We start from the raw sequence: 14,665 nt of genomic DNA on the forward strand, positions 1-14,665 counted from the left end.
TCGGTCGCCAGGGTTTTTTCTTTATTGGCAGGTGTTACTCAAGGGTGGACAACACCGACAGTCAGGTCGACTACGTTGACGGTATCCCGGTCCCTGGCGGTAATGTAGACATTGCCTGAGGTGGCGCCCACCGGAATCGGAAGCGTCTCGGAGAACGTAACCCGTCCCTGGCTGCAGGGTATGAGCTTGTAATAAACAGGCAGCACGTTCCAGTTGATTTGAGCGATGAATGAACCCGTGTTGCTGGAACATTCAAACGTCACTTCATACTTGGCAGATCTGGAGTTTTGCGTGTCGATAGTGGAAACGACTTTTGGAGTGGTGTCCGCTGTAAAACCCTGGCTGGTCGCGATGTCTTTCACTGACTCGGACTGGTTTCGGAGATTGTAGACGGTCTGATAGTCGATTTTATCCTTCGAGAGTTTGTACAGAATGATAGGGCCCAATTGATAAACAGGCTGTCCATGCATCGTCAGGTAGCCAAGCATTGCCTGACGATTTGGCAGGCTGGTGGCAAACGATGAGTTCCAGATCACGTACTGTACTTTCCATTTTTCGATGATCGTCGCGATATCGTCAATGTTCTTTACTTGGCCGAATGCCCGGGTCTGGGAAGGCGAGTACCAGCTGATGTAAATGGGCTGGCCTCGCAAGGTCGCACCAAACGAAGCACTTACGTCGTATAGCACTACTGGGTTGTGGGTAGTGCTGTTCAAGTAGTCTGTAATGGCTTTGGAAGGCGCGAGCTGCTCCGTAAGGCTGGACTTCTCGATGTCGGTAAAAGCGTCTTGCGCAGGTGTCGTAAGGAACCACGCAATACCCGGCAAGAAGTAGATATTCACGGCGATAAAAAACATGAATACCCATCGAGTCATGCGTTTTGCGGTGCCGGACACCGCAAGCATCAGGCACCCGAGTACGACGCTGGCCAGTGGCAGGATGGGGAACAGATAGCGCCAATACTGGGCTGCAGAAAACATGACAAGGCCGAATCCGACTGTCGGCAAGACAAGGGCGAATTTGGTGATGTTGCTTAATTTCCTGCTGGCTATCAGCGCTACCAGGCCAAGGGGCAAAAGGTACAGATACTGGAAGCCGGCAACGAAGTTCAGTGACTCATAATGCTTGCTGGTGTTGTAGAAGAGTGCCCAGAAACTTTGCAGCGTAAAGCCTTTTTGATAAAGAGGGTCTGCAAAGTTGACCAGTGGGTAATAAGGTGATTTGAAAATCTCATTGTAGAGAGGGAAGAAAGGGTTGCCGGTCGTTATCCAGGAATAGCCGTAGGACTGCAGCGCAGAAAAGCTGAATATGGCAATCAACACCGTGCATGCGAGTATTGGATGTGCCGACTTCTGTAGGGCAAAGCGATCTCTCTCCTTGAGAAAGACGGGGATGTATGCAGCGAAGACCAGTACGCCAAGTACCATGCCAGGGAGTTTTGTCGCTGCGCATAGCGCGGCGACTGACACAATCGCGATCAACTTCGAGGCGGCGGCATCCGTCTCGGTCTCCAGCAGAATCTTTACAGCGCTGGTGACCAGGAACGCGAGAAACAGCTCGGTCTGCAAGTAGATCAGCAGCGGAGCAATGATCGGAGTGCTGCAGAAGAGCAGAACCACCAACAGGCTGTCACTGCTGTTTTTGAGCAATGAGCTAGTCAGTGACCAGAGGGTGTAGATCAGCAGGACCGTAAAAGTAAGGTTCAGCCCGCCCCTTGCATCTGCATTGGCAAGGATTGATACGATCGAGTGCAATAGATCAAAGGCAAAAGGTGCAACTGACCAAATCTGTTGCTGTATGTTGAAACTGAAGACTTGCGTATTCGCAAGCTCGGTCCACATCCTCAGGTGCAATACATTGTCATCGCTGCCAATGGAGGGAAAGAAGGCAAACTGCAATACGTAACCGATGATGAAAGTGCAGGCGATCACTGAGCGAAAGGAGAACGTCCGGATGCGCTCGGAGCCACCGCTGATGCGGTTGCGCAACGCACTGGACAGTGCGCTTCTGAATGAAGACTGCGCAAGTGCGAGAAACGGAGCAAGCAAAATCCCGAAATAGAGCAGTCGAGTGTTGATCGGAAAGTGAATGAGTGTACTGAACAGGGCTATATAAAGCGTGATGCCGACCAGTAAGGCTCGCAGGAAGTGGGTCTTTTCCGCATCAGAAGGTGAGACGAAACCAAGCGCCCACCGGCCAAGAATGCAGGACGAGCAAATAAACAGAAGCGAGGACAGAGTCGCCTGCAGGCCCGTCCCCAAGGCTGCAAAGACAAACAGACCACCGATAAGAACGTGGTTTGAGTACTTGTACCTTGTGAATTTCAAAACGGCTGCCAGGGTCAGTACCATACCTGCCCAGGAATACAGATCACTGAGCAGCGAAATGTTCCAGTAGAAAGGAAACGCTTCCGAGTAATGAGCCACCAAGGCAGGAATGCTCGCTGCAAGCAGCAACAACAAGCCTGTCAGTACGTTTGAAAGTGTTTTTGTTTCAGGCATCTTGAAAGCGACCCAGTGGCGAATATTGTTTGCGTGGGATTGGGTTTATTGAAAACATCAATCTTTGCATTGGTCGCGCCAATGGTTTTTGAACTGTACCTTGAGGTGAAAAGGGCGCTTCGGAACGGCGGCTACATCGTGTCCGATAAAGGCAAGTATGAATTGGGTGCCGAGGATGATTGGTAGCGCGGACAGCATGACTGTGCCGGCAGGCGTTGGAATGCCTGAACCGATGGATGACATCCAGTGGCTGACACCAAATACAGTACCGGCGGTAAGCATCAGGACGCCCAGTGGCAGTTCGATGGACGCCAGCGACATGTTTCTCAAGTAGTAATTGTAAAAAATACGTTTGGACAGATTTCTCAGGTGTTTGGCGAGGAACTCGCCGACAATCTTCGAGATCTTCAGATTGCTTTCTTCTTCGCCATATTTGGCATCCATTGGAATGTCGATTACAACGGCTCTCAACGTGTTCAGGCGAAAGAGAATATCGGTCTCGAAGAAGTAGCGATTGCTGATTTTGTGAAAGGGCAGGTGTTTCGCCACATCTCGATGAATGGCAGTGAAGCCGTTTGTGGGATCAAACAGGTCCCAATAACCGGAAGACAGTTTCGTCATGAAAGAAAGAACGGCATTGCCAAACAAGCGCATTTTCGGCATGGCGTGAATTTCTTCAAGATCAAAGAAGCGGTTGCCTTTGGTGTAGTCGGCTTCGCCATCGATAATCGGCGCCACAAATTGCTTGATCAAGCGCGGATCCATTTGTCCGTCGCCATCAACTTTTACAATGATATCCATCCCGTCTTGAATAGCGGCGGCATAGCCATTCATAACGGCGCCTCCCACTCCGAGATTGACCGGGTTGTGGAGTATTGTGACGCGTAGATCGGTGCAATGCTCGCTGACGTATTTCCCTGTTTCTTGCGGGCAGCAATCATCGACTACATAAATGCGATTTACTTCAGGTCCGATTTTAGAAATGACATCCAGTATTTGACCTTTGACTTTGAAGCTGGGAATTACCACCGCAATTTTTTGTAGCGTTTCCACCGTTTACTCCCTTTCGAAACCGGAACCACAGTTCAGACTGCTGGCATGACTGCCCGCATCTTAGTCGGTTCACCGTCGAAGGTCACTGTCTTTAAGGGCGAAAATCAGGTCGGAGGAGGTGGTAAAAAGGGGAGTTTTGACTTGAGAGGTCAGGATGTTTTTAACCGTTGGGTTAAAACATTGATGAGGGTCTGGATCTTCGGGATGATTGTTGCAATTAGTGTGTCGTGATGAAGGGAATTGAGCTCGCCATGACCTGTCGACAAATCATGGCATGAGCTCGCATCATGGGTTCAAATCAAAGCAGTACTGGCGAATCGGGCTTCCCAGCTGTTTTCCTGTTTGAATTGTTCGGAGAGTGCAGCCGAGTGAGTGTATTCAAGCGCGCTGGCTACTGCGGCGTTGAAGTCAGAAGGAGAATCGCAAAGATAGACCCCCTCTTGATCGCCGCGATAAGCCATTTCGCCAAAACTGGTCGAGAGAATGGGCAAGCCCAGCGCTCGATACTCGTAGTACTTGATCGGGTCTACCGATGAAGTCAGTTCGTTGTGCAGAAACGGAATCAGCGCAACGTCGAACGACAGCATTCTTTCCAGAGCATCTTTGTGGCTGCACGGCGGGAAGAACGTGATGTTCGGCGCGAGCTTCAAATCGGTCGGATTGAAGACCGGGCCGATGACGTGAATCTGATCGTCAGGTCGGCTTTCTGCCAGGCTAATCAACCATTTCCAGTCAAACCATGCGCCTACAGTGCCCACGTAGCCAAATACCGCTGGCGAACGCTTGGCGGCGGAGTTCTTGGCCGCCGGCAGCAGCGCAACGTCGAGTCCATTCGGGACGAACTTGACGTGCGAACGGTGGCTTTCCCACTTTTTTCTCAGCTTCGTCGAAGATGCCAGCAAGTGGGTGGTCCTGCGGGCGATCTCCAGCTCGCGACGCGCCATGGCATTTTTCGACAGGCCGGAATAGAACGTTGGAAAGTCATCCATCGCGTCATACACGGAGGAATGGTCTTTCAGCAGATCCAGGACCTTGAGGGCCAATACAGTGGGCTTGCCGATGACAAGCATTGTATTGCCCTGATTTGCGAACGACTGAACTGTTTTCAGCAATTCGCCCCAGCAAAAGCTGCCGTTGATCAGGCCCGAGCCCGGTAGCGGTTCAATCGGTAGTGCCTTTGGCTTGAGCACGGTCAGCCACGGCTCAAGGTCGCCGCTTTCCGTTTGATCGCTCACGCCAATCTTTTTGAAGTCCGCCAGAGCAGGAAAGCGGCTGGGGTAAGGATCCAGCCACAATACTTCACCGCCTGTTGTTGCATGGAACCATCGAGCGAACTTTTGTGGTCGCTGAGCAAAACTGGACCAGGGAACAGGCGATAGATAGACCAGACGCATTAACGGCAGTGCTCTTTCAGAACCGCGACAATGCGCTCTGCACCTTTGCCGTCGCCGTAAGGCGATACGCCCCGGGCCATCGCTTTGTACGCTTCAGGGCTGTCCAGCAGGGTCTGGGCTTCTTTCAGAATTGGCTCGTAGTTCGGGCCGACCAGCTTCACGACACCCATTTCCACCGCCTCAGGCCGTTCTGTTTCATCACGCAGAACCAGAACAGGGATGGCCAGTGCCGGCGCTTCTTCCTGAACACCGCCCGAATCGCTGATGATCAAGTACGCTTTTTTCATTGCGGCAATGAACGGTGCGTAATCCAGCGGCTCGCACAGCTTGATGTTCGGGATGTTGCCGAGAATTTCATGGGCGACGTCCTTGACGTTCGGGTTCGGGTGCACCGGGTACAGAATCTGCACGTCCTGATTGCGTTCAGCGAGCGTCTTGAGGGCTTTGCAGATATTGCGGAACGGTTCGCCGAAGTTCTCGCGACGGTGAGAGGTCACAAGAATCAGACGCTTGGAATCATCGAGCTCAATGCCCAGTTCAAGGTCTTTCCTGGCCGTCATCAACAGTGCGTCGATCACGGTGTTGCCTGTCACGGTAATGTCCTTTTCCGGGATGCCTTCGCGCAGCAGGTTGTTTTTCGAGCTTTCAGTCGGGGCGAAATGCCAGCGGGTCAGGCGACCTGCGAGTACGCGGTTGGCTTCTTCCGGGAACGGGTTCTGTATGTCGCCGGTGCGCAGGCCGGCTTCGACGTGGCCGAACGGGATGCGGTGATAAAAGGCCGCCTGAGCCATGGCCAGTACGGTGGTGGTGTCACCTTGGGCCAGCACAACGTCAGGTTTTTCGGCCAGCAGGACTTTGTCGAGCTCCAGCAGAAGACGGGCGTTGAGCGTCGTCAACGTCTGGTTTGGAAGCATGATGTCGAGGTCGATGTCAGCCTTGATGCCGAAGAAATTCAACACCTGATCCAGCATGTGACGATGTTGAGCAGTGGCCAGTACCCGTACCTCTGCCCATGGCTGTTCTTTGAGCGCAAGAATGACAGGCGCCATCTTGATAGCTTCCGGACGTGTGCCGACGGTGCAGATAATCTTCATTTTCATAGTGTTTCCTATGCAACATCCACTGAATTTGGGGCCTAGGCCCGCCGCAGGAGCCAGCGTGTCAGCAGAAAGGTAATGGGGACGGTAACGAGGATGACGATCAGCGGTGCAAACAGTTGATCAATGCCAAGAAATTCGACGACGAAACCAAGAATTATGGCGGATAGGAGATACTGAATCAAATACACCAAAGGAAAGGCCATGAAGCCTTTCCAGCTGATGGGTGTATTGAAAACGATCGTCGAATTGAACCAGTACGAGAAAACGATACCCACTGCAAAAGCCAGCGCATAGGCGATCTGGTAGGGCAGGATCACTTGCAGGCCAAAGTACAGGGCATAGGTGAATGCGGTATTGATACCGCCACCGATGACAAACTTTACCAGGTCAACAAGCGACCTTTTTTCCGGCATGGTCAAACCTGCTTTCCCGACTGCACCAGCTTTATGAAGTCGCCGTAATCCCTGATGTAATCGGCCGAGTCGTAATAGTCTGAAGCAAAAACCAGCAACATGGCGTCGGAAGAGTATTTGTATTGAACGCCCCATGTCAGCGGAGGCAGGTACAACCCCATGTTGGGACGGTCAAGGGTGATCTCCTCGCGCGTCTTTCCATCATCCACGGCCACGCGGATGCTGCCTCTCACGGCAATCAGGAACTGATGGCATTCATGGTGGGCGTGCTCACCCCGGGTGTTGGCCGTAGGGACGTCATACACCAGGAAGTAGCGTTTGGGGCTGAACGGTATTTCCCGCTCGAATTCGCCGACCGACAGGCTGCCGCGCAAATCCGGAACCGCCTTGAACGTGTGAAGCGTCACACCCGAAACGCTGGTGCTGATGACCGCGGGTGTATCGGATATCGGTGCGAGGGTGCTCTCGTTGACCGCGCCGGTCGCGCCTTCAGTGTAACCGATGATTTTTGCCGGATTGCCGACAACGATGGCGAAAGGCGGAACCGAGCGCGTCACCACAGCGCCGGCGCCAACCATTGCGCTCTCGCCGATGGTCAATCCAGGGAGAATCGTGGCATTGGCGCCGATGGTGGCCTTGCTTTTGACGACGGTGCGCAGGAACTCTTCAGGGTACTGCTTGCTTCTTGGGAAGCGGTCATTGGTGAACGTCGCGTTCGGCCCGATAAAGACATCGTCCATGATCTGAATGCCGTCCCACACCTGGACGCCGCACTTGATCGTGACGCGATCACCGATGACGACATCGTTTTCTATGAAGACGTTATCGCAGATGTTGCAGTCGGCCCCCAGTTGCGCGTTTGGCAGAACGTGAGCAAAAGCCCAGATTCGGGTGTTCTTGCCGACGCGCGAAGTTTCGCAGAGCCCTTTGGGGTGGACAAAGTAGTCGGCGTTTTCATTTTTCATGATTGAAACTCTCAGTCCGCATCGGAATGGCGAGCGGCCTTGCCTTGGTGTTTTCGTAGGTACGCCACGCGTAGGACCCCACAATGCCCAGGCCGAACAGATTCGCCGCACCCAGGAACACGATGACATTGATGGTCATTGCGTAACCTGAAACGGTGATCAGGCCCGCCAGACGAGCCAGGGTCACCGTCAGGCCGAAGGCGGCCGCCAACACAGTGGTCACGCCGCCGAGGCGAGTCAGCAACCTGATCGGCAAGTCCGTGAACGCGAAGACACTGTCCATCATGTAGTTCACTTTTTTGGAGAAGGTCCATGCGGACTTCCCGTGCTCGCGCTTTTGCCGTGTATAGGCAATGACATGGCGGCGGAAGCCGAGCCAGAAAACCTGGGCGACCAGCGAGCTGTGTCTTTCGTCGAGGGTCAGTAACGTATCGCGAAACGCCTTGTTGCAGCCAAACACGTCAACACCGCCTTCCGGCATGCTCGAAACGACGTAGCGGCGATAAAGGCTCCAGAAAACCCTCGACGCCAGGCGAGTGAAGAACGGATCCATGCGAGCCTCTCGGACACCCAGTACCACGTCGTACTCGCCACCAAGCAGCGCGGCATTCATTTCCAGAACAAGTTCGGGTGGCTCTTGAAGGTCGGCCGCCATCACGGCGAAGCGTTGCCCCCGGCCTTTTTCCAGGCCCACGCGTATGGCCGCAAACGAGCCGAAGTTGCGTGACAGCAAAACGAGTTGTGATTCGAACTGCTGTCGGGGCAGGGCTTCACGAAGGATTTCGTAGCAGCGGTCCGGGCTTCCATCGACAACAAAAACAGCCTCGAAATCTCCCGCCAATTTGCTGTTCAGGCCTTCGATGGCTGCCAGCAAATCGGGCAAGGAGCCTTCATTCTTGTAGACGGGAATAACGAGCGTCAGCAAGCGATTGCACTCCTACTCGGCAAAGAAGGTTCGAACGGCAGCAATGACCGAGGACACTTCTTTATCGGTCATGCCCGGGAAGCACGGCAACGTCACCAGTGTCTTGCACAGGCGCTCGGTGACATCCAGCGAGCCGACGATGTGCGGTTCGGCGTAGGCGGTTTGCCGATGATCCGGGATCGGGTAGTGGATATCGGTGGAGATATTCTGCGACTTCAGGAAGTCCCGCAGTGCATCGCGTTTGGCGGTGCGCAGAACGTACAGATGCCCGACAAAGGATTCGTCCACGCTCGGCACACCTTCCACGGCGAGCGACGAGAAGGCTTCGTTGTAGCGACGGGCGATATCGCGACGCGATTCGTTCCAGGTGTCCAGCAGCGGTAGCTTCACCCGCAGTATGGCGGCCTGGATTTCGTCCAGGCGACTGTTCTTGCCACCGGCATGATCCACTTGATACTTGGAAGACCAGCCATACTGACGCAGGGTTTTCAGGCGCGCAGCAACGTCATCGCGGCTGGTCACTACGGCGCCACCGTCACCCAGTGCACCGAGGTTTTTGGTCGGGTAAAAGCTGAAGCAGGCAGCGTCGCCCCAGCTTCCGGCCTGTCGACCATCCACGATCGCGCCGTGGGATTGTGCGCAATCCTCGATCAGTGGCGTGCCGGATGCCTGAGCCAGCGCCATCAGTGACTGGATGGCCGCCATTTGCCCGTACAGGTGAGTGACGATGATGCATTTCGGTTTCTGCTCCAGGGCTTGCGCCAAGGCATCGACCGACATGGTCATGGTCGATTCGTCGATGTCGACATAGACCGGCGTCGCCCCGATGGCATGGATTGCGGTGCTGCTGTAGAACCCGGCGTTGGCGACCGTCACGACCTGGTCGCCGGCCTCCACACCCACGCTGCGCAGGGCGATTTCCAGGGCGTCGGTGCCGTTGGCCACCGACACGCAATGCCCGGCACCCACGTACCCGGCAAATTCGGATTCGAAGCTGCTGACCTCTTTCCCGAGAACATACCAGTGGCGATCAAGTACGTTCTTGATCGCACCGAGGAAGTCGAGATCCTTGTTCATCACCACGTCGGAGAAAAGAGGGATCATGTCGATACTTCCCGAAGAGTCCATTGGCTTGTTCATTTATCGGAGTTCTTGTAGGTGTGCGGCGCCCACTCGCCCCATTTCGCCTCGTAAGTCGCCTTGTTCTGTTCGAACAGGGCCTGGCGGTCAGCACTTCGCATTTTGTTGAACGAAGCCGACAGGTGGTGATGGATGAATACGTCTTCGGCGCAGCCCACTTTCAAGCCCAGTTGTTCGATCCGGCGGCAATAGTCGTCATCTTCGAAGAATCCACGACCGAAAGCCTCATCCAGCGGACCTACGGCTTCGTAGACTTCACGCGAGAACATCACGCAGAAGAACGCGGCGGTGTACAACTCCTGGACCTTGCCGATGTGGCTGCGAGTGTATTTACCCGACTCCACCAGCATCTCGTCCATGTTGTTGTACTTGATCTGGATCTTGGCTTCGTTACCGATGTTGTTGGTAACCGGGCCGATGATGCCGAAGTTCTTGTTGCGCTGAAGGTGACGGTAGAGCGTGCGGATCCAGCCAGGGGTGACGTAGGTGTCGTTGTTCAGCAGTACCAGGTATTCGCCGGTTGCCTTGGCCAGACCCTGGTTGTTGCCGGCAGCGAAGCCCCGGTTGTCTTCGTTCAGGATGATCGAACGGTTTTCGCCCTGGGTGACCCACTCCTGCAGAAGTGCAGGGGTGCCGTCGGCGGAGGCGTTGTCGACAACGATGACTTCGAGGTTGTCATGGTTGGAGTGCTTGTCGAGACTGGCAAGGCAGGCCTTGGTCAGCTCGATGTTGTTGTAGGTGACCACGATGACGCTGACGCTTGGTACCGCTCGGGATGATTCGATCCGATTGATCATCTGCTCGGCGCGATGCGCCCAAGTCTGATTCTTCGCAAATTGCTGGCGAGCATGGATGCGGTCGGCGGAGTCGGTAGCGTTCAGTTCTTCGTTGATGGCCTCGATGAACGCCTCGGTGGTCGGTGCCGCGTGGACCAGGTTTTCGAATTGCTTGATCTCTGGCAGGTCGACCGATACCACCGGTTTGCCGGCGCTCAGGTACTCGTAGACCTTGACCGGGTTGGTGGCCAGTGTCAGCGGGATGACCTGGAATGGCAGCAGGCAGACGTCGAACGCGTGCAGGTAGCGTGGCAGTTCGCTGTAGGCCATTTCGCCAGTGAAGGTGACATTGCTCAGGTGTGCGAGCTGCTCGCGGGCACCCACGGTGTCAGCGCCGATCATCAGGATCGAATGATCCGGGAACGCCTTGGCAACGTTTTCCAGCAGCTTTACATCGAACCATTCTGCAATGGCACCGTAGTAGCCAATGATCTTGCGCTGTTGCGGGTCGACGTAGACATTGGCTGGCTTGACCGCGAAATGGTCGTACTCGCCGGCATTGCGGATCAGCACGCGGCTGTCGGTGTGCTGTGCAACGATTTCATCCAGCCAGGTGGACGTGGTGATCGTCATGTCGGCATTGCGCATCAGTGCGCGCTCGATGGACAGGACTTCCTCCGAGACGTTGCCGAATCCTTCGTGGTGATCCATGCAGTCGTAGACGAGCTCACTGTCCGGTAGCACGGACGCCGTTTCGTACCAGAACGGGTGCTGTATCACCGAAACCAGTTGGCGCGACTGCGCCCAGTTCAGCACTTGTCCGATGGACGCTTTCAGTTGATCGGAGATCGCAACGCTCGGCGGGTCGTTGTAGATGACCGGTGCGCCTTTGGCATAGAGATTGATCTGGAACAGTCGCCCGGCGCTGTCCAGCTGCTCCATGTTAAAGCCACCGCGCGGGTCGTCTACCAGGTTGACCGAGACGTAGAACACTCGACGGCCCGCGCCGGCAATGGCCTGAGCCAGTTGCTGAGGGCGCTGATGCCGGAAGTGCCAGTCGATGACTCCCCAGAAAATGTAGTCTGGCAGGTCGTTTTCCTGAGGTGCAGGCAAGGTGGCTGGAAGGTCAAACTGACCGCCGGCCAGCAGTTGGCTTTTCATCGATGACATCGGGCCTCGGACCAGTTGTCCATAGGCCTTGCGAATGGCGGTCTTGATGGCTTCCGGCAGGGGTAGCCGATTGAAGACGCTGCGCAACTTGCTCTTTATCGCACGCTTGTCGCTTGGCTGAAGGCCATGGCGCAGCACACGGGTCGAGAATCGCAACGGTTGCGTGATCTTCCACGAATGGCTGTTGATGACATCGTTCAGGCGGTTCTGGGTCGCGATCAGGTGATCGCTGAGCGCAATGCTGTCTTCTTGAATCTTGTGAAGTGCGCGCTCGGTTTCGGCCAGACGAGTGGTGGCTTCTTCGAGCTCTGCGTTCGTTTCGGTGGCTTGGGCGCGGGCTGCGAGCAGTTTGTCCTTAAGGTCCACAACCACGTTGTCGGACTCCACATGAACGTGCTCAAGCTTTACGGCAGACGCCGCTTCATCCTGGGTATTCGTGTAAATCAGCAGGATCTGCTCGCCAGGCCAGTAGTTTGGCTGGTGATCGGTAGTGTTGGTAATACTGCTGTGCGTGAGTGCCCAGGTGCCGAAGAACGCCGGAACGTTGTCCAGCTGGAAGGAATAGAAGTGCTCATCAATGAGTTCCTTTTCCCGGAACGGCAGCAGCAGCACGATGAACTTCCGGGCTTTCGCCGAAACGGTGTTCAACACATCCCACGGCGACTCGAAGTGTTCGAGGGTGTTGGACGAGAACAGGATGTCCCACTGTGGGGCTTCGCTGTTGCCGAGGAAGTCGTCACACAGGAACTGGCATTGTGGATAGGCGCTTTTGGCCTTGTCGATCGCTTCGGAGGAAAAATCGACACCCACCAGATCTGGAGCGTTCAAGCGCTTCGACAGGTTCTGGGTGCCGTCACCCTGTGCGCAACCCCAGTCGCACATGGTCAGGTTGTCCGTTGCGATCAGTGAGGAAAGCCAGGCCGGAATGTTCTCCACGGCAACTTCGCTGAAGAAGATGCTTTGCTCTCTGCCGAAGTTTTCTTCCCAGTCATTGGAAAAGCGATAGTCCCAGTAAGTCTTGGAGTTCACATCACCAGTGGTCGTTATGGAATCAGACGGTTTTTTCATGGTGTTGGTGCTCCCTGACCAGAATCGCTTTTTTGCACATTGATAGAAATCCGGGGCATGAATTGTCCGGATGCATTGCTAAGGAATGAAGAGGAAAAATACTGGGCGCCTTCCATGTATTCGTAATAATGGATGGCGGCAGATGAGCGGTTTTCTATAGCAGCGACCAGCAGGTATTCACCGGAACACAGTGGGTTCTCAAGTTCAAAACAGACTTCCTGGAAGGCTTCGTCCTGTGAAAACTTCACCTGGTCGTTCCAGGTACTTCCGACAATCAGATCGCTGCCGGAAAGGTTCTTCAGTGAAAACGACACTGACAGGCCTTCAAGGGTTTTGATTGCGCCGGTGTCGAAGGCAATTTTCACGAACATTTTTTCGTGGTCTGAGTAGAGGTTCTTTTTGACCCCCGACTCATCATAAATGCCTGCGTCCTGGATGATGCCGATGTGCGAGCCCCAATGATTGATGGGCTGGCTGGCCTTGTGTGGCTCAGTATCGTTGGCAGCCTTGCTCGGTGCGTTTCCGGTGTTCGGCGCATTGTTGAAGAGGTGCTCGGTGTACTGGGCCGTGATCGGAAACACTTCCCCGAGACCACGCACGGTGCCTTTGTCCAGCCAGAGTGCACGATCGCATAGCGTGCGCACGGCGGCCACGTCGTGGGAAACGAACAAAATGCTGACTCCGGACTCTTTCATCTGTTTGATGCGATCCAGGCATTTGGCCTGAAAGCGTGCATCGCCCACGGAAAGGGCCTCATCGACCACCAGAATGCTTGGGTTGGTGTGGACTGCAACCGAAAAGGCCAATCGCACATACATGCCCGATGAATAGGTTTTCACCGGCTGATTGATGAAGTCACCGATTTCCGCGAAAGTTTCGATGGCGGCGTACTGGCTGTCGATTTCATCGCGGTTCAAACCCAGGATCGCCGCATTGAGATAGACGTTTTCCTTGCCGGTGAACTCCGGGTTGAAGCCCGCACCGAGCTCGAGCAGGGCGGCAACGCGCCCTTTGACGGCGATCGTCCCGGAGCTCGGATTGAGGGTGCCGCAAAGCATCTGCAGCAACGTCGATTTACCCGAACCGTTGCTGCCTATGATGCCGACGGTTTCACCCGGCTGGACTTCGAGCGAGGCATTTTTCAGTGCCCAGAACTCACTGAAGTATTTGCGCTTCCCGCGAAACAGCATTTGTAACAGGCGTTGATGCGGTTTGTCGTAAACCTCATAGCACTTGCTCAGGTTGTCGATCTTGATGACGGCTTCAGAGGACATCGGCAAACCCCTTGCGTGTCTTTTGGAACCAGGCAAATCCACACCACGCAATCAAGGCGCCAGCGGCGAGCATGATTGCCCAGGCGGTAAAGTCCGGCATGCGGCCAAAGACGAGGACATTGCGGCTCTGTTCGATAATGGAGGCCAGGGGGTTGATCCTGATTGCAAATTGATATTTTTCCGGGAGCGCATCAATCGGGAAAAAGACGGCCGACATGAAGAGCAGGACGGTCGAAAACATCGCGGTGATCTGACTGATGTCTCGCAGGTAAACGCCCAGCGAGGAAAATAGCCAGCTCAATCCCATGATGCCCAGAAGCAGGGGCAGCAACACGACGGGCAGAAGCAGCGCCGTCGCAGGAATGCTGTGTTTGAAAATCAGTTGTGCAGCCAGCAATACCAGAAGACTGATGCCGGCATGAAACAGTGCAGAGCAGAACGCCACCCAAGGCAGTACTTCAAGTGGAAATACCACTTTTTTCACATAGCTGACGTTTGAGGTAATCAGCATCGGTGAGCGGTTTATGCATTCGGCAAAAAAACCATGAATCAACAAACCGACAAACAGGATGATCGCGAAGTCGGTTTTGCTTTCATCTGCACCGGTGCCCCAGCGGGCCTTGAACACCACTGAAAAAACGAATGTATAGATGACCAGCATGAGTATCGGGTTGAAAAAAGACCAGGATAAACCCAGTGCCGAACCGCGATAGCGTCCTAGAACTTCTCGTTTGCTAAGTTGCAAAATAAGACGTTTATTGCGCCAGAAGCTGTTGATCATTTCAAAAGGGTGAGCTGAAAAATTTTGCATCAGTGAGTTGACTCGACTTCTTATGCTGGTGGCCCATTTACATACTTGGATTTAATGACGGGGTAGATATCCATT

Annotated in this window: 11 protein-coding genes; all 11 read right to left on the reverse strand. The window is 54.5% G+C overall.

The annotated features are described in order from the left end of the window. Positions 1-38: 38 nt before the first annotated feature. Positions 39-2,501: a hypothetical protein gene (locus tag OQ248_RS19145; protein ID WP_265813632.1), complete on the reverse strand. Its 2,463-nt coding sequence runs from the start codon at positions 2,499-2,501 to the stop codon at positions 39-41. 57 nt (positions 2,502-2,558) lie between these two features. Next, complete coding sequence (locus OQ248_RS19150) at positions 2,559-3,554, reverse strand: glycosyltransferase family 2 protein (RefSeq protein ID WP_265813633.1); 996 nt, start codon at positions 3,552-3,554, stop codon at positions 2,559-2,561. Positions 3,555-3,847: 293 nt separating this feature from the next. Then, the gene (locus OQ248_RS19155) at positions 3,848-4,948 is read right to left on the reverse strand and encodes a glycosyl transferase (protein WP_265813635.1); all 1,101 of its coding nucleotides are present in this window, start codon (positions 4,946-4,948) and stop codon (positions 3,848-3,850) included. Then, the gene (wecB, locus tag OQ248_RS19160) at positions 4,948-6,048 is read right to left on the reverse strand and encodes a UDP-N-acetylglucosamine 2-epimerase (non-hydrolyzing) (protein ID WP_119429669.1); all 1,101 of its coding nucleotides are present in this window, start codon (positions 6,046-6,048) and stop codon (positions 4,948-4,950) included. Before wecB ends, OQ248_RS19155 begins: the two co-directional genes overlap by 1 nt. A gap of 35 nt (positions 6,049-6,083) precedes the next feature. Next, positions 6,084-6,461, reverse strand: coding sequence for a GtrA family protein (locus OQ248_RS19165; RefSeq protein WP_119429668.1), 378 nt, complete (start codon positions 6,459-6,461; stop codon positions 6,084-6,086). Between the two features lie 2 nt (positions 6,462-6,463). Beyond that, positions 6,464-7,426, reverse strand: a complete 963-nt coding sequence (locus OQ248_RS19170) for a WxcM-like domain-containing protein (RefSeq protein WP_265813636.1) — start codon at positions 7,424-7,426, stop codon at positions 6,464-6,466. Further along, positions 7,416-8,351, reverse strand: a complete 936-nt coding sequence (locus tag OQ248_RS19175) for a glycosyltransferase family 2 protein (RefSeq protein ID WP_119429666.1) — start codon at positions 8,349-8,351, stop codon at positions 7,416-7,418. The genes OQ248_RS19170 and OQ248_RS19175 overlap by 11 nt, the downstream gene beginning before the upstream one ends. 12 nt (positions 8,352-8,363) lie before the next feature. Continuing rightward, positions 8,364-9,455, reverse strand: a complete 1,092-nt coding sequence (locus tag OQ248_RS19180) for a DegT/DnrJ/EryC1/StrS family aminotransferase (protein WP_265813638.1) — start codon at positions 9,453-9,455, stop codon at positions 8,364-8,366. 32 nt (positions 9,456-9,487) lie between these two features. Further along, positions 9,488-12,505: a glycosyltransferase gene (locus OQ248_RS19185; RefSeq protein ID WP_265813639.1), complete on the reverse strand. Its 3,018-nt coding sequence runs from the start codon at positions 12,503-12,505 to the stop codon at positions 9,488-9,490. Continuing rightward, on the reverse strand, positions 12,502-13,779 hold the full coding sequence (locus OQ248_RS19190; RefSeq protein ID WP_119429664.1) for an ABC transporter ATP-binding protein: 1,278 nt from the start codon (positions 13,777-13,779) through the stop codon (positions 12,502-12,504). The genes OQ248_RS19185 and OQ248_RS19190 overlap by 4 nt, the downstream gene beginning before the upstream one ends. After that, positions 13,769-14,590, reverse strand: coding sequence for an ABC transporter permease (locus tag OQ248_RS19195; RefSeq protein WP_119429663.1), 822 nt, complete (start codon positions 14,588-14,590; stop codon positions 13,769-13,771). The genes OQ248_RS19190 and OQ248_RS19195 overlap by 11 nt, the downstream gene beginning before the upstream one ends. Positions 14,591-14,665: the final 75 nt, after the last annotated feature.

The sequence above is a fragment of the Pseudomonas sp. COW5 genome, from assembly GCF_026240005.1.
Lineage (GTDB): Bacteria > Pseudomonadota > Gammaproteobacteria > Pseudomonadales > Pseudomonadaceae > Aquipseudomonas > Aquipseudomonas kribbensis.

What these genes read in the sequence shown, in the direction of transcription:
- OQ248_RS19180 (WP_265813638.1), bottom strand. Translation starts at nt 9,455, where the DNA reads ATGATCCCTCTTTTCTCCGACGTGGTGATGAACAAGGATCTCGACTTC.
- OQ248_RS19170 (WP_265813636.1), bottom strand. Translation starts at nt 7,426, where the DNA reads ATGAAAAATGAAAACGCCGACTACTTTGTCCACCCCAAAGGGCTCTGC.
- OQ248_RS19185 (WP_265813639.1), bottom strand. Translation starts at nt 12,505, where the DNA reads ATGAAAAAACCGTCTGATTCCATAACGACCACTGGTGATGTGAACTCC.
- wecB (WP_119429669.1), bottom strand. Translation starts at nt 6,048, where the DNA reads ATGAAAATGAAGATTATCTGCACCGTCGGCACACGTCCGGAAGCTATC.
- OQ248_RS19165 (WP_119429668.1), bottom strand. Translation starts at nt 6,461, where the DNA reads ATGCCGGAAAAAAGGTCGCTTGTTGACCTGGTAAAGTTTGTCATCGGT.
- OQ248_RS19145 (WP_265813632.1), bottom strand. Translation starts at nt 2,501, where the DNA reads ATGCCTGAAACAAAAACACTTTCAAACGTACTGACAGGCTTGTTGTTG.
- OQ248_RS19195 (WP_119429663.1), bottom strand. Translation starts at nt 14,590, where the DNA reads ATGCAAAATTTTTCAGCTCACCCTTTTGAAATGATCAACAGCTTCTGG.
- OQ248_RS19155 (WP_265813635.1), bottom strand. Translation starts at nt 4,948, where the DNA reads ATGCGTCTGGTCTATCTATCGCCTGTTCCCTGGTCCAGTTTTGCTCAG.
- OQ248_RS19190 (WP_119429664.1), bottom strand. Translation starts at nt 13,779, where the DNA reads ATGTCCTCTGAAGCCGTCATCAAGATCGACAACCTGAGCAAGTGCTAT.